The 19,741-nt window shown below is 40.2% G+C and carries 12 protein-coding genes and 1 pseudogene; 1 reads left to right on the forward strand and 12 read right to left on the reverse strand.

Annotated features, from left to right (window positions below):
• Nucleotides 1–22 precede the first annotated feature (22 nt).
• From gtfA to pflA, 11 genes are all read right to left on the reverse strand, one after another.
• A complete protein-coding gene (gtfA, locus tag I872_RS07230; protein WP_015605479.1) occupies nucleotides 23–1,552 on the reverse strand; it encodes an accessory Sec system glycosyltransferase GtfA in 1,530 nt (509 codons plus the stop codon).
• Between the two features lie 14 nt (nucleotides 1,553–1,566).
• Complete coding sequence (locus I872_RS07235; RefSeq protein WP_015605480.1) at nucleotides 1,567–2,415, reverse strand: PspC-like choline-binding domain-containing protein; 849 nt, start codon at nucleotides 2,413–2,415, stop codon at nucleotides 1,567–1,569.
• Between the two features lie 266 nt (nucleotides 2,416–2,681).
• Nucleotides 2,682–3,857: a family 1 glycosylhydrolase gene (locus tag I872_RS07240; RefSeq protein WP_041826823.1), complete on the reverse strand. Its 1,176-nt coding sequence runs from the start codon at nucleotides 3,855–3,857 to the stop codon at nucleotides 2,682–2,684.
• A gap of 65 nt (nucleotides 3,858–3,922) precedes the next feature.
• Complete coding sequence (locus I872_RS07245) at nucleotides 3,923–6,802, reverse strand: hypothetical protein (RefSeq protein WP_015605482.1); 2,880 nt, start codon at nucleotides 6,800–6,802, stop codon at nucleotides 3,923–3,925.
• Between the two features lie 68 nt (nucleotides 6,803–6,870).
• Nucleotides 6,871–9,258, reverse strand: a complete 2,388-nt coding sequence (secA2, locus tag I872_RS07250) for an accessory Sec system translocase SecA2 (RefSeq protein ID WP_015605483.1) — start codon at nucleotides 9,256–9,258, stop codon at nucleotides 6,871–6,873.
• Nucleotides 9,248–10,282, reverse strand: coding sequence for an accessory Sec system protein Asp3 (asp3, locus tag I872_RS07255; RefSeq protein ID WP_015605484.1), 1,035 nt, complete (start codon nucleotides 10,280–10,282; stop codon nucleotides 9,248–9,250). Before asp3 ends, secA2 begins: the two co-directional genes overlap by 11 nt.
• Nucleotides 10,279–11,841 (reverse strand): accessory Sec system protein Asp2, encoded by a 1,563-nt coding sequence (gene asp2, locus I872_RS07260; RefSeq protein WP_015605485.1) that lies wholly within the window; start codon nucleotides 11,839–11,841, stop codon nucleotides 10,279–10,281. The genes asp3 and asp2 overlap by 4 nt, the downstream gene beginning before the upstream one ends.
• The gene (gene asp1, locus I872_RS07265; RefSeq protein ID WP_015605486.1) at nucleotides 11,828–13,435 is read right to left on the reverse strand and encodes an accessory Sec system protein Asp1; all 1,608 of its coding nucleotides are present in this window, start codon (nucleotides 13,433–13,435) and stop codon (nucleotides 11,828–11,830) included. The genes asp2 and asp1 overlap by 14 nt, the downstream gene beginning before the upstream one ends.
• A gap of 6 nt (nucleotides 13,436–13,441) precedes the next feature.
• Nucleotides 13,442–14,701 (reverse strand): accessory Sec system protein translocase subunit SecY2, encoded by a 1,260-nt coding sequence (gene secY2 / locus I872_RS07270; protein ID WP_041826824.1) that lies wholly within the window; start codon nucleotides 14,699–14,701, stop codon nucleotides 13,442–13,444.
• A gap of 166 nt (nucleotides 14,702–14,867) precedes the next feature.
• On the reverse strand, nucleotides 14,868–16,091 hold the full coding sequence (locus I872_RS07275) for a glycosyltransferase (protein WP_015605488.1): 1,224 nt from the start codon (nucleotides 16,089–16,091) through the stop codon (nucleotides 14,868–14,870).
• Nucleotides 16,092–16,594: 503 nt separating this feature from the next.
• Nucleotides 16,595–17,392: a pyruvate formate-lyase-activating protein gene (pflA, locus tag I872_RS07280; RefSeq protein ID WP_015605489.1), complete on the reverse strand. Its 798-nt coding sequence runs from the start codon at nucleotides 17,390–17,392 to the stop codon at nucleotides 16,595–16,597.
• A 501-nt stretch (nucleotides 17,393–17,893) separates the two neighbouring features.
• Here pflA and I872_RS11025 point away from each other — a divergent pair.
• Nucleotides 17,894–17,989: pseudogene (locus tag I872_RS11025) on the forward strand (trehalose operon repressor); the annotation flags it as partial.
• A gap of 341 nt (nucleotides 17,990–18,330) precedes the next feature.
• On the opposite strand, the gene I872_RS07285 reads toward I872_RS11025, so the two are convergent.
• Nucleotides 18,331–19,671 (reverse strand): hemolysin family protein, encoded by a 1,341-nt coding sequence (locus I872_RS07285; protein ID WP_015605490.1) that lies wholly within the window; start codon nucleotides 19,669–19,671, stop codon nucleotides 18,331–18,333.
• Between the last annotated feature and the right edge of the window lie 70 nt (nucleotides 19,672–19,741).

A 19,741-nucleotide genomic window follows, 5' to 3' on the forward strand; every position in this document is an offset into this window, starting at 1 on the left:
TGCCTTTCTTTCTGAATCCTACTTACTTAGTCTGAGCAGATCGGACAAGATTAGACCAGCGCTGGGCAATATGCTCATCAAGGTAAGGCTCAGCTACCTCGTAGGAGACACGGGACAAATCTTCTTGAGAATGTTGAGTTAATAGCTGAACAATCTTTTCTGCGTACTCTGTCGTCATAGCATCTAGATCATCTGGACGAGCCTTGGGAATCAGGTAGCCATTTTCTCCATCTCGGATAAAGGTCGGATTGCCATAACGAACATCAAAACCAATGATGGGTAGGCCAGAACCAACTGCCTCCAACAAAGTCAGACCAAAACCTTCGCTTGTAGATGCAGCTAGATAAGCGGAATAATTCTTGTAAATATCCGCCATATGATGATGCCCCATCAATCGAATATAATCTTCTGCCTTCAAATCCGCAATCAACTTCCGCAGCATAGTTTCCTCGCCGCCTGTACCGTAGATGTCAAAAGTGATTTCCGGTAGTTGCTCATGCGCCTTCACTACAGAGTGAATCAGCCAATCAATATGCTTTTCACTGGCTAAACGAGAAGCCGTCATCAAAGCAAAAGGCTTCCGTGGGCCTTCTGGTTGACGCAGCTTATCCAAGCTCCCCACAGGAATGGTCAAAATCTCTTTCGGTTTGATATCGGTATATTGAGCAAACTGCTCTTTCAGAAGCTCTGTTTGAGCATCCGTCGAGTTGATGATGTAGTCTACTTCTTCTGCGTATTCAAATTGATACTCGTAGTAATTGTTCCACAGGATATAATCTTGTTCCGCGGGATTTTCACTGAAGTGGTCCGCATGAACGATGACAGCTAGTTTGGCAGCCCCCTTATTAGCGAAGATTGGCTGGCCAATATCTGTCTCCCGATCTAGAATCAGTAAATCCTTATCGGTCAACTTCAAGCTTCTCATGAAATGAGCAACAAATTCCTGCTTGGAGTAGAAGACCTGATCTGGAAAGCGATAAACTTGCGTTTCTTGCTTACCATCTACCTCATCGATAATCTCTTCGTAAGCCATGCTGCCATCTTCATTGAGCCAAGTCCGTTGGTAGAGACGAGCCCGACCATCTACAGGACTGTAATACTCAATAAAGTTTTTAGTATACGTATAATATTCTTTCTGAATGAGGCAGCCACGCGAAACAATCTCAGCCCGCTCAATCAGCTCATTATCCATATCGCAAGCATAGCACGTTACGAAATCATTGTCTCCAAACATGACTCGGAAGGTCTTGTTCTCGGGATTACGGACAATTTCTAGAGGTTCTCTATCAAAACTAGCTAAAACATGTGCCAGAGTATAGGTCGTTGGAGCAATCTTAACATCTGTAAAATACTGATAGAGCCAAATGACCTCAGAGTCTTCAAAGCCGATATTCTTCGTTAAATGTTCAATATTATCGGCTGAAATAAAATCCATAAAGATGAATTTCGCCTCTAAGCCCACACTGCGAAGCAATTTTGCACGATAAATCTGCGCATACTCTACTCCACTGCTTGCCCAACCAATCCCTAGGTTGATGTTATAAATTGTCATAAACCATATTCCTCTTACAAAAGACTATCTTTTTTAATTCTTGAAAGGCGTTTAATGATTTTTCCTTTCTTCTTTTTTTCTTTCTCTTTGCCTTCATCTTTAGATTTTTTGGCAGGAGAAGTGAAATAAGTAACAGGAATAGAACTGTCTGTACCTGTCTTAGCAAATGTTTGTTCAATATTTACAACTTCTTTTTGGGGAGCAGGGATTTCTGCTGGGACTTCTTCCTCATCAAAAACATCTGATTCATTTACTTCTTCTTCATGCGTTTCAAGAGAAGCTTCATCAAATAAACTTTCAGCTTCAACTTGCTCATTTGAAGCCTCGTCTTCTTCCAAAGGCGTATCAAACAAACGCGTAGCTTCATCTTCCTCTAAAGGAGTATCAAATATACTTGCAAATTCGTCGTCTTCCGAAGCTTCCTCGATTAGACTTGAGAGATCAATTTGACCCTCTAAAGTTTCTTCGTCTAGAATGTGACCAATTTGACTAAGAAGCTCTTTGATTTTTTCCTTTTGCATCTTATAGAGCTTTTCAGTTTCAAGACGTTTTTTCGTCAATTCATCAATTTCTCCAAGAATAGATGATCGAACTTGTAAAAAGTCTTTCTGAGCTTTTTCTAGAACTTCTTGAGCTTCTTTTTCTGCCTTTTCATGCGCTTCAATGATCAGCGATTTAGCGTATACGACAGCTTCGCCAATTTCTCTTTCTTGGTTCTTTAAAGTATCAATTTTTTTATGTAAAGATTCAATTTTCTCATTCTTTTTACGAATTTCACTATCAAATCCTTCTTCTAACGATTCAATGTATTCTTCAACTTCCTTGGCGCGATAGTTACCAAATAAGGTCTTTTTAAGTCTCATTCTGCTCCCTCTATTCTTCATTTATTCTAATTATATACTATCTTATTAATTGTAGCATAAAATAACGCTTATTACCATTGTTTTCTAAGCCTCAGATCAAAAAAATCCGAATTCTACAGGAGGAGATAGAATCCTATTCATCAACTATTTCGATGATTTTTTAAGATTGTTTACATCTGGTTTTATAAACAAAAACACCTGAATAGATGACATGCAATCCATTCAGGTATTTTCATAAAAGGTAACTAGATCTAAAAGTATCTATTCTAGAAATTAAGATCTACCCAGCTAAGAGGCGTGTAGCCCAGAAGCTCAACACCATCATATTCTACTGTTTTCACAATCTCTTGAATATTTGTTTTTAGCTCTTCTATTGACAGGCTATCTGACTCATCTAATACCAAATCATCTTCCACAACAAATAGTGGTTTTTGATAGCGATCATAAAGGTTGTTCATAGCCAGACGAAGGCCGACAGGGTCGATTGGATTCTTGTTGGCATTGTTATAAGCATATTTATTGATAAAGACTTCTTGAGAGTTGCTAGAAGCATGATAACTAAAGCTAACAAAATCAACCTTACCGACTCTTAAGTCAAAGAAGTCATCATTTTCAATATCCAAAGCAATCTGCTCCCGCTCTAAACGACGCAAGAAATGATTTGGATAACAACCACGAACTTGAACATCTGTAAAGACGTAGTTTTCACGATTCTTGACTTCTGCTTCCATGGCATCAATCGCATTATCTCGATTCTGACTATAGTTGCGACTGACTACCACCATGCCACCAAATTGAAATTCTGGATTGATTGATTTTCCAAGCTTAATCACACGTGCCGAAGCGACTAATTGATAGTGAGCTGCCTGCCAGATTCGCTGATTACGATTTTCTCCCTCTTCAAAAGACAAGCCTCCACCAAGGTATGGTAAATGATGCAAAACATTGAATTCGTTAAAGGTAATCCAATATCTCACCTTGTCTTTAAAATATTTGAAAACAGCTTCTGTATAATGCTCATAGAAATCAATCATCTTGCGACTTTTCCAAGCACCGTATTTCTCATACAGGTTCAGTGGAAGATCGAAATGACTCAAGGTTACAATCGGTTCAATGTCCCTTTGCAACACTTGATCAATGATAGCTTCATAATATTTCAAACCTTCTTCACTTGGCTGTGCTTCTTCACCCGTTGGGAAAATCCGCGCCCAAGAGATAGAGATTCTATAGACATTAAAACCCATCGATTGAATTAGATTTAAATCACTAACGTAATCCGGCTGACTAGCTAAAGTAACTTGCCCCAGAAGATCATAGGAACCTATAGGTACTTTTTTATAGTTGATTTCCCCGGTCAGTACTTCCGCACGAGGCTCACTGATTGGTAGTACATCCGTCGTACCCAAGCCTTTGTTGCTGTTGGGCATCGTATTTCTCATCATAATGACTCCTTTTGATTTTGTGAATATAGGAATGGATACTACTGTATATTCTAGTATCTTTAAGATTATCGCTGTTCTTTCTTGTTGTGGGCGATAGAAGCCAATCCAGATAATGCACTAGCGACATTTTTTAGGTCAGGAGAAATTGGCTGTAAATCTGGTCTTACCATCTGATATGCCTCTTGGTCTGTTACGCTCAAGTTTGGACTTGTAGAATCTTGAACAGACAAGCTTTCTTGAGCTAGCTGAACGGACTCTGAAACTTCTTGAGGTTCAAGGCTCACACTCGATTCTTGTAGATAAGCAAGACGCGTGGATTCAGTTCTTGACAAACTATTTGAGAGAGATTCTGAAATGTGTAAACTATGTGAAATAGACTTAGACTCTGAAACGCTCTGTCTATAAGAAAGCAACTCTGAAACTGAAATACTATAAAATTCAGATAAAGAAACTCTCACAATACTTTGACTGATTTGCTCTGATTCACTCAAGGAAATCGATTCACTCAAACTCAAGGAAGCTGAGACGCTGACACTATGACTGAGGAATTCTGAAAGACTAATAGAGGTTGAAGTGCTCTGACTCACGGATTCTGAAACCGAAATCAACTTGCTCTCATATGTAGATTGGGCGACAGAGGCACTTACTGATAGCGAGGAACTCAGCCAATTGTACTCTGAAATGGATTGACTCTCACTCAAAGAGATTGACAGGCTAGCACTCTCGCTCAAAGATTCAGAGATACTATGCATCTGGCTAACACTTTCGGATTCACTCAAACTTAGGGAGCTTGAAAGGCTAAGACTTTGACTTAAGGATTCTGAGACACTAAGGCTGAGACTATCTTGCTCAGATTGGCTCAAGGATTCAGAAACACTGAGACTTTCAGACTCACTCAAGGCAATTGATTCACTCAAACTTAAGGACCTTGAAACGTTGGCACTATGGCTGAGAGATTCTGAAATACTAATAGACTCTGAGATCGATGTCAACTTGCTCTCTAATTCAGATTGGGCAAGAGAGGCACTAACTGATAATGAGGAGTTTAACCAAGTATGCTCAGAAAGTGATTGGCTAAAACTCAAAGAGCTTGAAAGGCTAAGACTTTGACTGAGAGATTCTGAGACACTAAGACTGAGACTATCTTGCTCAGATTGGCTCAAGGATTCAGAAACACTGAGGCTTTCAGACTCACTCAAAGCAATTGATTCACTCAAACTAAGGACTTCTGAAAGGCTGGCACTTTGACTAATAGACTCGGAAATTGAGGTCAACTTGCTCTCTAATTCAGATTGGGCAACAAAGGCACTGACTGACAATGAAGAGCTTAACCAAGTGTATTCAGCAATAGACTCACTCAAGGATGTTGACTCGCTAAAGGAGATAGACTCGCTAAGACTGAGAGACTCCACTGTCCATCTACTCAAAGATTCTGAAGCAGAAAGGGACTGGCTATAGCTAAGTGATTCTGATAACTGCTGACTCTCCTTGGCTGATTCAGACTCGAAAAGAAGTTGAGAAAATGCTTCACTCAAGGATAGAGACTGACTGATGCTCAAAGATTCAGATGCCGAAAGGCTAAGTGAAGTAAACTCAGACTGAGCCAACCACTCAGAAATAGAGAGACTCAGACTAGTGCTTAGAGAAGTCAAGAAGGTATCTGGATTACTTTCACTTACTGAAATTGAATCAAAATCGTCGCTCGAATCTGAAAGGCCAACTGAGGTCGCTTCTAAGGCACTTAAAGATTCAGACTCGGATAGACTCAGACTAGCACTAATTGATTCAGAAAGAGAAGCTGACCGACTATCTGCTACCGAGGTTGAAACGAATTCGCTCAAAAGGATAGAAGCGGATTCTGAGAGGCTGAGAGACTCAGACTCTACCAGACTCCAGTAGGCAGACTCAGATAGGCTCTCACTCTCACTAATGGAAGCAGAAAGAGAGGCGCTGATATAAGCTGCTTCTGACTCGGAAAGGCTGAGAGACTCAGACTCTACCAGACTCCAATAGGCAGACTCGGATAGACTTTCACTCTCACTGATGGAAGCAGAAAGTGATTCGTTAGCATAAGCTGCTTCTGACTCGGAAAGGCTGAGAGACTCAGACTCTACCAGACTCCAATAGGCAGACTCGGATAGACTTTCACTCTCGCTAATAGAAGCAGAAAGTGACTCACTAGCATAAGCTGCTTCTGACTCGGATAGACTGAGAGACTCAGACTCTACCAGACTCCAGTAAACAGACTCAGATTGGCTCTCACTCTCACTGATGGAAGCAGAAAGTGATTCGCTAGCATAAGCTGCTTCTGACTCAGACTCTACCAGACTTAAAGATTCTAATTCTGAGCTTACTATGGTTGATTCATGGGAATCAATTTCATGGATGTCATCAGAATTTTCCGATGTCCATAGCTCTTCATTATATTCATTTGAACCATTGTAGACTTCTGTTGACGCTGAAAGTGTCGCATCCTGATAAGAAGATTGACCTACCAGATAATCTTCATCCGACTGTTCAACAATGTGAGCAAGGGAATCCTGAGAAGAGACCTCTAAGGAATCATTCTCCCACAGCGTATCTTGAAGAGAAGGCTCACTTGTTGCAACGGAATCACTGTAGGAATTGATCGCAGACAAGCTGAGAGAGTTTTGAACGCTCGTTGATAGACTTTGGCTGAGATTTCTTACCAAATCATCTACTACTAAGCTATTGTTGGCTTGAAAATCCTCAAAGGCTTCCATGATAGACATTGGCTCTGCCAGTGATTCTAATTCCTCGTTAGGGTCTACCACAAGCTGATTTTGATCTTGTGGCTTTCGGTTAATCGGTTTTAAGATGGCTGCATCAGGATTATAATAATCTTCATCCTCCGTCACCAATCGTTTAAACTTCGATATAACGCGCTTAAACCCCTTTGCTTTTACTTTTTTATTTTTACCCATAATATACATTTTCTCCCGAATGCAGTTATATCCTTATTATAAAGTCTATAGCAGAATCTGTCAAAGCATTAGCCAAAGAAAACCTCTAATTTCCCTGTCGGCTGAATATTGATAGAACTCAGTGCCATATTTTTTATAATTTTAAGACTCATGTCTGCATTCATTCTTTTATATGACTCAAAAGCCTCTTTATGAAACTCATATACAGGATTCTTTTGCGCATAGCCACGACTGATTACTAAAGCTTGAAATTGTTGTAGATAGTCAACTTGCTCCACCCAGCAATCATCCACTGCTCTTAGCACTACGGTACGTTGAAACTGTTCAAACATATCTGAATCCTCAATCCTATCTCGTTTTCGCTGATATTCTTCAATAAAAAGCTTGGTTAGAAATTTTTTGACTTGCTGAATATTTGTCACATCTAGATTTTTTGGAATGTCTTGACAATAGTAACTAATGTTATCCAAAACAAAACGATACAAATCAGCTTGCTCTTTAAAGGGATGTTTCTTCACATAAGCATCCATGGCATCTGATAGCACAGATAGAAAATAATCTAAATCAAAATCCGGATGAGCAATGATGTCATTCCGTTTATTATAGATGATTTGCCGTTGAATACGGATACTTTCATCATACTGCTCCGTTGATCGTCTTGAAGCTGCTCCTGCATTATCACTGTTTTTCTGAGCTTCCGCCACAGCAAATTTCACACGAGCAGATTTTAGACGAACCTTCTGCTTTTCCTCTGGCTTGGCAACTTCTTTCTGATAAAAATCATTGATCCATTTACTGCCAGACTTTGTAATAATATCATCCTCGAGTGACACGAAAAATTTACTTAATCCTGGTGCGCCTTGACGGCCTGCACGACCACGAAGCTGCAGATCAACTCGCTCGCTGGACATTCTCTCTGTTCCAATAACTGCCAGTCCACCTAATTTGGCAACCCCATCTTCTAGGATAATATCCGTTCCTCGACCAGCCATGGAGGTTGCGACGGTCACCGCAGAACGTCGGCCTGCCTGAGCAATCATCTCTGCCTCTTTTGCAGCATTATGGGCATTTAGCACATTGTGAGCAATCCCTTCCTGTAGCAAGAGCATGGAGTAAATTTCTGACATTCTCACTGATCCTGTCGCAATCAGAACTGGCTGACCTTTTCTGTGTAATTTTTTAATATAATCCAAAGAAGCATAAAGTTTCTGAGGAATCGTCAGATAAATCTCGTCTGGATAATCGATCCGTTGATTCGGCTTTCTAGTCGGTACAACGACTACTCCCAAATCATAAACTTCACGGAATTCGTCTTCGCAAACCTTACCCGTACCTGTCATACCTGCCAACTTAGGAAACATCTTGAATAGATTCTGATAGGTAATGGAGGCCATGGAGCGTGTTTCTAGGGAAATCTTTACACGTTCTCTCGCTTCCAAGGCTTGGTGCAGGCCAGATTGGAGCTTATTTCCTTCTAAGAGTCGGCCTGTTCCCTCATCCATCAGCTTGACTTCGCCATTATCCACAGTATACTGGCGGTCTTTTTCAAATAAATGATTGGCCCTTAAAGCCAAATTTATTTGACGAATCAGTTGGTAGTTATTGGGATCGTAGGCATTTTGCACACGGAAGTAAATTTCCGCTTCCTTGACACCTTTTCTCGTCAACCAGACTGAAGTCCGAGTAGAATCCAGCTTGAAATCTTCCCCTTCTTTCAAGGTCTTAACAAACTCATCACAGGTAACAAATAGATTGGACTGAACCCGCGGAGAACCTGAGATAATCAGAGGCATTTGCGCACTGTCTAGGAGAGCTGCATCAACCTCGTCAACCAAACAGAAATAGAACTTAGGCAAGAATTTCTTTGATTTGGATGTTGCTAAATTTTCCTCAAGGTAGTCAAAGCCCAGCGCACTATGTGTAGTATAAACGATATCACTTTGATAAATCCGCTGCTTTTGCACAACCTTTAACTTTTTAGCTGGATTTTCTGAAACACCAACCCCAACTGTCATCCCCAAGTAATGAAAGACAGGCCCCATTTGCTTAGCGTCACGCATGGCCAAATACTCATTGGCTGTGACTAAGATGGTGCTCTTACCAGTCAAAGCATTTAAATACAAGGGAAGAATTGCTGTTAGTGTTTTGCCCTCTCCCGTCCTCATCTCGGCAATCTGATTGTCTTGCATGATTAAGGCACCTAAGATTTGCACATCGTAAGGATAGAGCCCCAAGACGCGTTTAGCCGCTTCACGAATGGTGGCATAGGCCTCTGGTAAAATTTCCTGCAGCCTTTCTCCCTTAGAAAGACGGCCTTTAAACCATTGAGTTTTAGACTGCAATTCTTCATCTGACATGGCTGCATAATCGTCAGAAAGCTGATTAATCTTTTCTAAGATTTTTTTATACCGCCTTAGTTTAAAGGAATTAGCTAAATGTAATTTTTTAGGCTTCATTCTTTCTCATCCACTCTTCCGTTTTCTCCAAGTCTATTTTTTGAAGCAAAAAGGACTGATCCAATAAATAATCAATGTTAGCTAGTACACGTGGCCTATTTTTCAGATGGGCATACTCTCTTACTTTAGCTGGGTTAAAGCGTTCAAGCAGCAAATCTCTGAACATAGGATAATTCACCCTATTTCGATAGCGCTCAAGCACATGCTGATAATCCACTTCTGGCATGAAGTCATCAGTCACCAAAGCATAGGCATTTTCAAATTGCTGGGAGTAAAGCAAGGCTGCTATATTTGAAACCGGCCCGTAGCCAGCAAAAGCTACCTTTTCAAAAGAATATTCTTGAGACAGCTTTTCAATTGTTCCAAGCAAGATTTCGAAGAACTCTTTTTCCATATACAAAAGAGCGTCTTTATAGGAAGAATTGACTATCAGCAAATTTGGAAAATGTTCCCGAACGATTTCTGGAATGTAACCCGTCCGATTAAAATCAGACTCCGTAAAGCATACGTAAACCGTTTCTTGATTGACGTCCTTATGCAACAATTTCGAAATCCAATAGCGATCAACTGTATAATCTGCCACACCTTCTTCGGCAATATAGATGCTTTCAAACAAGAAACGATGGCAACCAGAACTCACTAATTGAATTTTATAATGATGGGTATTGTTCGGCACGCGAACGCTCATGGTTTCACCCTGCTTAATGATCTGATTAAAAATCTCCTCATCACGCGCATTCATAAATTCAATCTTCAAGTAGGTCGAATTTTCAGGAAGAGTCTCCATATAGCTTCCAAAGATATATTTTTCTCCTCGCTTCAATTCAGGAAGCTGGCTTGTATTGCGCAAGGCCTGATAGTTTGCTTGCGAATGCCATTCATGAATAACTGTCCCAGATGGCATGAATTGATTCTCATATAAGACATGCCCATCTGCTAGCAGCTTCACAGACGATCCATATAGATACTGAGATACACTTTGCATATCCCAATAAGCAAAATAGATTTCTTCCTTGTATCTCACGAATCAAACTTCCTTTCAAAATTATTCACTAGCAAAGCTTTATATTGGTTAAAGAACCACTCGACGACTCCTTGTGTATCATCATTGTGTCGTCCAGTCAATCCCTTACTAATGATATTGACGCGATAAGGTCGCTTCCCTAGCTCTTCTAGCATATCAGGATAAGCCGTACTATCGTAGTCATCATGTTGCATATAAGACACAATAAATCTAGTCTTTGAAAAATTGGCCGCCTTGAAAGCTGTCCAGAAATGTTCATTGAGCTGGGAAATCCCTTCTTCTGAGAGTTCACCTGTCGCACGAAGTACCATGTCTAAAGAGGTAGGGAAACCTCCAGGACGAATCGTGGATTCATTCTCTGCAACATCACCTAAGCTCACTATGGGTTTTCCGACAATCACTGCATGAGGCTCTAACTTGGAAGCATAATATAGGGCACCAAAGGTTCCCATTGATAAGCCCGACAAGATTAACTGGTCACTTGTAAAGCCCAATTCATCTAAACAATGACGGATGACTTGAATTAGCTTTTGCTCAAGCTCTTCTGAGCCGAGATAGAAAGCTCCCCCCTCAGAACGCGGATCTCCAATCAGCAAGAAAGGCGATCCCAAATTGTTCATCATCCAGTAGCCCTCAAAACCTTCTGCCGGACGATAGCCAGAGAAATAAATATTGAGAGGTGGCTTCAAATCGCCAGGATGGAAGTAGTAAATCAACTCCTCCCGATTTTTATCCACAACACGATTTCCACCAACCAACAAGTCCCCATATCCCAAATGAGACTGGCGATGGTGGAAAGGTCCAATTTTCACAATGCCTTGCCCTTTTGCTTGAATGCTGACACTTAGGTAATAAGAATCGCTGGTATCCAAAACGAGAGGCTGATCAAAAGTTTCTTTATCATAAATCCACTCTTGCATGGGAGAGCTTCCAACTGGGTAGCCTTTGATGACATAACGAAGCAAGCAATCGTCCGAGTGCCTGAACTCTGGCCACAAATCCAAAGGAGTATCTCCACTCAAAAAAATATTGTACTGATAAGTCGCTATAGTTTTGTACTCCTCACCAAATTCCCCACACAGACGGAGATAGTTGGTTCCTTCATAGTCAATCTGACCCTTAAAAGAAGGATTAATCGTCAAGTGATTGACACTGAGCTTGGTACCACTTTGCTGAGAAGAAAAGCCTCTAGAGAATAGATACAACATCTGAGCGGGATCTTCAAAAACAGACTTGACCGCCTTTTTGCGCATAAGGAATCTGTCCAAGGTTCTCGTAGTAATCTGACAGCGCTCATGGTAAAACAAGCGATAAACCTGAATCAGACTATCCAATACTGTAATGTACTCAAAATGTTCGACAGTATCTACCAAGACAACATCATAGGGTTTGACAGGCTTGGGTTTCTTCAGCCTATCTTGCTTTAAAATACCAATATCTTCTGGCAAGAGAGACATGATGTCTCCTGGCTTTACAAATGTCCATGCGATATTACTAGGAATTTCATATTGATCTTGCCAATTCTCATCGGCAATCTGTAGGACACTAATTCTCTTCATTTAGCTTTAATTCCTTTATCGTATTTTTCCACATTTCGACAATTTCACCCCTTGTGTACTCCTCAATCTTCTTAACCGAATGTACCAAAGATTGGTTCCAATGCTCCAAATCTGTGAGATAGTACAAGAGGGCGTCTTTCAGGCTGGAAATATCATCCATGATCCAACCATTTTCACCGTGTTTGACATAAGAAGAACTATACAAATTCACTTGAGGAATCCCTCCACTGATACCTGCAATTTGGGTTCGGATATCGGCCGGACTTCCCAAGTCCAAGATGATACGAGCATACTGCAAGGCTTTGGCCAAATCAGTATCACTCTGAATCACTACAGTATCAATCCGTTCGCGAACAATCTCCTCTTCATCATCAAGAACTCGGTTCTCACCTCTCGCTCTTTTCTCTTTATCAACAAAAATCAAGTCTTGTTCATATTCTGGCTTAAGTGATAGATAGCTTTCTAGCACCTGCTTTATATAGTCCTCTCGACCAAAATCCTGACTCTGCGTCCCAACCAATAAGTCAATCCACTCATGTTGCAACATCATATCAAACAAGGAAGTAAAGACATATTGAAGATGATGTTCTGGTAAAGTATCGAAATTGACATAGATAATCAACTCTTTTTTCCGCTGACTATGCCCAAGATTCAACTGTGTGTCATAAGGTGGAATCTCATAATAAGCAGGAAGTTGCTCTTCTTCTACTTCCCCTACTTGTTCTGCAATCTTCACGATTTTATCCAAGCTATCTACCACAAAAAATGGGGTATCTTTTAAATCAGAGAATAATTGTTCTGTATTCGTAATCGGATAACGATTGCCAAAGAAGGACAGAACAACAAGATGGTCCTTCTTAATCTGTTGGAAAAAATGATTATGCTGCACATCTGCTGAAACAATAATCGAATCATCCTTGGTTAAAACAGAAGCCAAATGCTGCTCTAGCTTTTCTTTAACAAGCTCTTCAATATTCTGATAGACACCCTTAGCAAATGTGCCCTGTGCTTCAGGATTGATAATGACCTGCTGGTTATCAGCTGTCAAAAACTCTCTAAATTGCCATACACCATTCGAATTCAGATAGTCCTGATAATAAGGCTGATTATGCTCAAAGTAGATAATACTGGAGACAAAGCCACGGTCATCAAAGACAAGCTGGTGGTCTATCTGATTATTTTCAAAATAGGTAATATCAAAAATATTACCTATTTGCGAAAAATTAATCTGAGCATGAGGCAGGTGATCCACATGAACATCCACAATAAAAGGAGTATAAAAGATTTCTGCTCCCTGAGGCCATTTCAAATCATCCAAACGAATCTTTCGTGCTGGCACATCTGTCAGACCTTGTATGCTATCAAATAGATTCCACATGTCTTCTGATGAGATTCTCTGTCGATAAAAGAAGGTCCGAATATGAGGTGAATAATTCAAAATCAGGATAGAGTTGGACTCGCCTGATTGTTGAAACATCCGCAGTAAATTTACGGCATCATCAAACATCATATTTTTCGTTGCATGATAGAAAGGTAGGGCGGTAGAATACCATTTTCGATCTTGTTTATACCAGGAAGGTACAAAGTAAAACATATCCTTCTATTCTCCTTTAAGTTCTAATTCTCTATGATAATAAGTCCCAATTCTCAAGATTCGTATTTCTTCGCGCAAAGGCATAAGCATACTAATCAGAATAACTAGCGTGCTGGGCAAGGTCAAAAAGAAACTCGGCAAAGGCAAGAAGAAATTAACAAAATAGGGCAGACCGACATACAAGATTAGATAGATCGCTCCTATATTTGCTTGTAAAGAAATATAGTGTTTTAACACTTTTAAGGTTTCTTTCCCAGGCTGAATATAGTCAAAGTATTCTCCCTGACGCTGCAAGCGCTTAGCAGTCTCTTCCGGTTCCAAATTGATATAGGCAAACAAAATAGCCAAGAGGTAAATTGCAACTAGGTAAATTAGGAGACTCAGAGGTTTTGTAAAGTCAAATACATTCCCAATTTTTACTGAAAATCTTTTTCCCGTCCAGTCTACTAATAATTGGAACAACATCAAGACACTTGTTGCATACATGATGGGCATACCGCCAGAGGGAGTGAACTTAATCGGCAAATAAGATTTATCATTGTAACGACTGCTTAACATGATCCGATTAAGAGGCAATCGTATCTCCGCTTTCTCACATACAACAGCAACAAAAGTCAAAAGAAGATAAGCGATCACCGCAGCAACTAACATCATTCCGCCTCGGAGAGAAGACAGAGATTGACCAATCAAGATGATTAATTGATTGGCAAACTGAAGCAAAATCCCTGAGATAATGATGATGGTTGACCCGCCCACTCCCTTACGAGTATTGAGACTTGATAACCAGATAATGATAAAGCTCCCTGTCACAACTGTGGTTAAAACTGCTGCATTATAGAGCCAGTCATCCACGAGAAGTAGAAAACGACCATTTCCTCTATAAGCGGTGTACATAATAGCAAGTCCCTGCACAATCGCAAAGAACAAGGTGAGCATTTTCTGAAAGAAATCCGTCTTTTTGAGAGACCAAGATTGTATATTCCAGCTTTTCTTTAGGTTCATGACTTGCCACACAATCATGGTTGTAATCCAAGGCCCTAAGCCTAGAGAAAATACTGAAATCTGTGAGACATCAATCCCTGCCAAAAAATACAAAGAAGCCAAGGGATTGCCTTCCTTCATCCCTAAACCTTCTATACTACTGTTGTAGCCCGGAAGTAAAATATGTCTCCCTAATACATAGATAGCAATGATAAACATTGTAAAGAAGACTCTTTTTATAAAAACATTCTGACGCTTCTTTTTCTTAAGACCAAAGTGCTCCATTTATTATCCTTTATCTGTATTTTGGACTTACCTAGAGCCCTCTTTTTCACATACAAAGCTGTCTTTTAAGCTAAAGACTTAAGAAAGCAAGCCCATTCCATAGAATTATAGATAAGGAATCAACTTGCTTTCTATATTTGATTACAAAATAGGGGAGGTTCGTCCTTTACTCAAAATCTGATCGAATTTTTTCCACCATTTCCTGATAATTTTCATGTGAAAATACTTGCTCTGAAATCCCTTCGGTTTGAACATTATCAAAGGCGTAAACAGGCTTACCAGACTCTTGAAACTCCCTAATCACAGTGTCGAATTTCTGGTCATGGTTGATATCTAGATAAATGTCACTGCTCGCAAGTAGATCTTTTAAAGGATAGGGTAAAATCACAGGGTGCAAGCGAACATTTTCATAAGCCATCAGCTTGAGTAACTTATCAGACATCTGTGTATAGGCAGCAATATGAAACAGGCAGTTTGGCAATGCTTTCACTAAATATTCAATTCCCTCTAACCTATCCGAGTTTGTCAAGGTTACACAGCGGAGAGCAAAGCCTTCATCTATCTGTTTAATAGCTTTCTCGACACCAAATTCATCTGTCTCGATAATGGTCGACCAATCAAGAGAATTGTAAAACCACCATACTTCACGCAGACGCATGTTGGAAACAGTGTTCCATGGTTTTTGACCAGAAATATAATGCAAAACAGCAGGCAGTGGGGAAAGCGGAATTTCGAAAATCCAGTCATGCTTATCTAGCGCAGCTCCCATGTCAAAGCCGATTTGAAAATTGTAAGTATCTTCCAAATCAAGCTTTTTGCCCTCAAACATCAAATTCAAGATAGACTGATCACCTTCAGTAAAATTGGCTAATTCCCTATCTGTCAACTCAACCAATTGCTGAGCCATATTTTCTTCACGCCAACGCTTATTATTGATGAGCATCACTCCAGAATTAAAGCCCAAGCCTACTCCATACGTCGCACGAATCGTTGCTACATAATAATCCTCCAGATCCATCTCAAAAAGATGATCCAGATTTCGTGTCACAACAATATCACAATCTAAATATAAGACTCTATCTGCTTCAACATAGTTCGGTATAAAATAGCGCCCGTAAGCCATGTAGTTGATGTGAGCATAAGTTCCAGCTTCCCATTTCGATTTCACTTGATCGTCAATCTGATCATTAAACAATTTCACATCGTTCAACTGACTACCAGCTGCTTCTACCTTCTGACGCGTATAGTAAAACCATTCTTGAGGAATGTCCTGATTGAAAACATAAATATCTAAATTTTTATGATGACAGCAAAGAGATTTTATTGTCGTTTCAATCTGTCTGATATACCCATAATCTCCCGAAACCACAACGGCTTTTTTCTTTCCCAAAACACTACTCCCACTATGTTTATAATATTCTCTAAAAAATCACTATTAGGGCTCATTATACCATAAATTCCGCCTTTATTCAAACTCCTTCTTGGAAGCTAGACCTAACTTTGTGTAGCCTTACAATAGAGGTAAAAACTAAGCAGGCAAAAGAAGAAAGCTTGCTATAAACTCTTCTAATATATCCATCCTTTTAAAATCAGACAGCCACCACCTGTAACGTCTTTAAATAGGTGCTGATCATCCTATCAAAACTTATAGAATTAGGCTATCCCAAAGAATTAGCAGGTATTTTCTTGAGAAAAATGAGAGTGGAACAGAAATCGGTAATTCGTTAGAATTCGATTTCGTCGTCCCACCTCCGCACAGTTGAGTAGGGCTGTAAAAGCTGATGAAATCAGTGTAGTAGAGTCCACTCAACCACTGCGTCTTGCTCGACAATCCAAAGACAATTGAGAGGCTAGGACTTTTGTCCCAGCCTCATCTTACCCTACTTACATCACTTAGTTATTATGCACCCGATTCATGTATTCGGTATAGGATTCCGTCTGCATCAGTTCCTTGGCATTTTTGACCCGCTCGGCAGTTGGGGGCTTCACCCCTTCCAGTGAATAAGGAATGCCCAGCTCCCGCCATTTAAACTCTCCCATCGTATGATAAGGTAAGATTTCAAACTTATCAACATTCTTGAGTGTTTTGACAAATTTACCTAGCTCAATCAAATCATCATCACGGTCCGTCAAGCCTGGCACCAGAACGTGACGAATCCACACTGGCTTCCCGATATCTGAGAGGTATTTTGCACAGGCCAAGATGTTTTTATTCGTCTGGCTGGTCACGATTCTATGCTGTGCTTCATCAATTTCCTTGATATCCAGCAAAACCAAATCCGTCACCGCCATCAGTTTATTAAACTTTTCTAGATAACGAGGCGTGTTTCTAAAAGGCAGAGCGCAAGTATCCAGCGTACAATGAATCCCCAGTTCTTTGGCCTTAGTAAAGAAGGCAATCAAAAAGTCGATTTGCAGAAGTGCTTCTCCCCCGCTGACTGTAATGCCGCCTTTATTACCCCAGAAACCTTTGTAACGAAGAGCTTCTTGTAGGACATCATCCACGGTCCGCAACTGAGATTTATTGGTCTCCATCTCCCAAGTATCTGGATTGTGGCAATATTGACAACGCATATGACAGCCCTGCAAAAAGACGATGAAGCGGATACCGGGTCCGTCCACAGCCCCAAAACTCTCCGTAGAGTGCACCATTCCCGTTACTTTTCCATAATCAATAGCTTCTTCAACCATAATAACCCTCTCGCACTTGAAAACGTTTTATTTTATCTATATTATATCACTATTTGACTAAAAATAGATAGATTCTGCCTATTTTTTAGAAAACAAACTGTTTTTCAATTTCATTTTCATTGTGTTACAACAGATAGGATTTTCAGTTTGTCTAAAAATTACCACTCTCCGTTTCCAGCTTTCTCCATAAAAAAGCCGCCCTAGGGGCGACCTTTTCGGAGATTGTTATGAAAAAAAGGTGCGGAACTATAGCTATAACAGCTGCTCATCTGTTAAACTAAAGGACTCCTTCTATCAAATAAAGTTAAGAGGTCTTCATTTGATGCTTCTAGTATACTGCACCATACTTAAAAGAAGCTTAAGCTGGTTTTAATCATTATTTTACCAGAATAGCCAAGGTTTCGTATGGCTGCAGGGTCATGGTCGTTGCTACCATTGGCTCCTCATAATTCGAAATCAGTACCTGCCTAATTTGATAATATCTAAAAATGCTCTATCTTCTATCTCTCCGACGGCCGCCAGTTTCAATACACGGAAAGCCGACACAAATTAGATAAATTTCGCTTTGTGGATTTTGCTACACGGCAAAAAGAATGAAGTCGCTGATGCAGCGAGCATCAAAAATCTCCTCTGTCAGCTAAAATCTAGCGATCAGAGGAGTTTTCCTGTTCTTTGGTTTATTTTTTAGTTTTTTATATTTAGGAGATGATATGAAAAATGTATGAAATTCTTATACGAGAATCTATTTCTTGCTTCTATTGCTACTACTGGTTAGGCTACTTATTTGAGCTTGGAGCGGATGAATGATCCCTTATAATTTACTTTAACTTTATATGTCATTGGACTGCCCTCATTTCTTATTTGTTGAGACTAGTATAAGACTTTCAGCTTAAGCATTCCTTATAAAAATCTTGCGGAAAACTTAAAAAGAAGCTGAATTATTTTTCAGCTTCTTCATTTTCTTCAATGATTTCAGATATTTCCACTTTCACCTTGGTGACACGGCCATTCTTGACCTTGTCATTGGTCAAAATCAGTTTTTTATTCTGACTTTCCACTTCATAGCTGAGCCGTTCTGTTGGATTTGGAATGGTCCCAACACCAGTCAGATAATAACCAGCAATGGTGTCCACATCATCACTATCGATTTCAACTTCAAAGTATTCATTAAAGTCATTGAGGGTCATTGTTCCTAAAACAATGTAGGTATTCTCACCGATTTCATGAACTTCGATGGCAACCTTGTCTGTCTCATCGTCAATCTCACCGACAATCTCCTCCAAGAGGTCTTCCAGTGTAACCAAACCTGCCATACCACCATACTCATCCAACAGAATCGCCATTTGATTTTGGGTATTCCGGAGAGATTTGAGCAAATCATCTACAAAAATCGTTTCAGGTACAAAGAGTGGCTCTTGCAGAATCTTACGCAGAACAATATTGTCAAAACCATTTACAAAGCCTTCATTCAATAGACGTTTTGTGTGAATGAGACCAATGACATTGTCCTTGTCGCCATCATAGACAGGAATCCGCGAAAAACTCTGCTTGAGAATGCTTTTGATGATTTCTTGAGTATCGTCCTGAATATCCACCATAAAGGCATCCGTCCGCGGTACCATGAGTTCACGCGCCATCAGCTCATCCAGCGAGAAAATACCCTGCAACATTTCGATTTCGTCTGCATCCAGCGTCTCCTCGCTCTTAGTCAACATGTACTCAATCTCATCCCGCGTCATCTTTTCGTCTGCATCGTCGAACTGCATCGGCGTAATCCGACTAAGGAGATTAGTCGAAGCTGAGAGCAACCAAACGAAAGGACTGACGATTTTCCCTAGGAAGATAATCACAGGTGCGGTACGAATGGCTAAACTGTCCTTGAGATTCATGGCAATCCGCTTAGGATAAAGCTCGCCTAAAACAATGGAAATATAGGTCAAAAGAGCAAGAGCCAAGAAACTAGCAACTGCATGTGCTGTTTTGGAATCACCCATCCAAGAAGCAAAGATTTTCCCTAGATTGTCCGCAAAGCTTGCCCCCGACAGGATATTGATGACGGTGATACCGACCTGAATCGTTGACAGAAAGTTATTGGGACTTTCAAGAACTTTTAATAAACGAATGTATTTGGCATCGCCTTCCTCGGCTTTCTGCTCGACGCGAGCTCGATTGAGTGATACCATCGCCATCTCAGAAGCTGAGAAAAAGGCATTTAGTAAGGTTAAAACAAATAGCAGTATTGCTTGCAATAAAATACTCTGACTGCCAGGGTCTTCCATGGATTCTTCTCCTAAAATTATGATCAACCTTGATTATAACATATTTTAGGATTCGTGCACAAGGATTTAT

This window comes from Streptococcus cristatus AS 1.3089 (assembly GCF_000385925.1).
GTDB lineage: Bacteria > Bacillota > Bacilli > Lactobacillales > Streptococcaceae > Streptococcus > Streptococcus cristatus_B.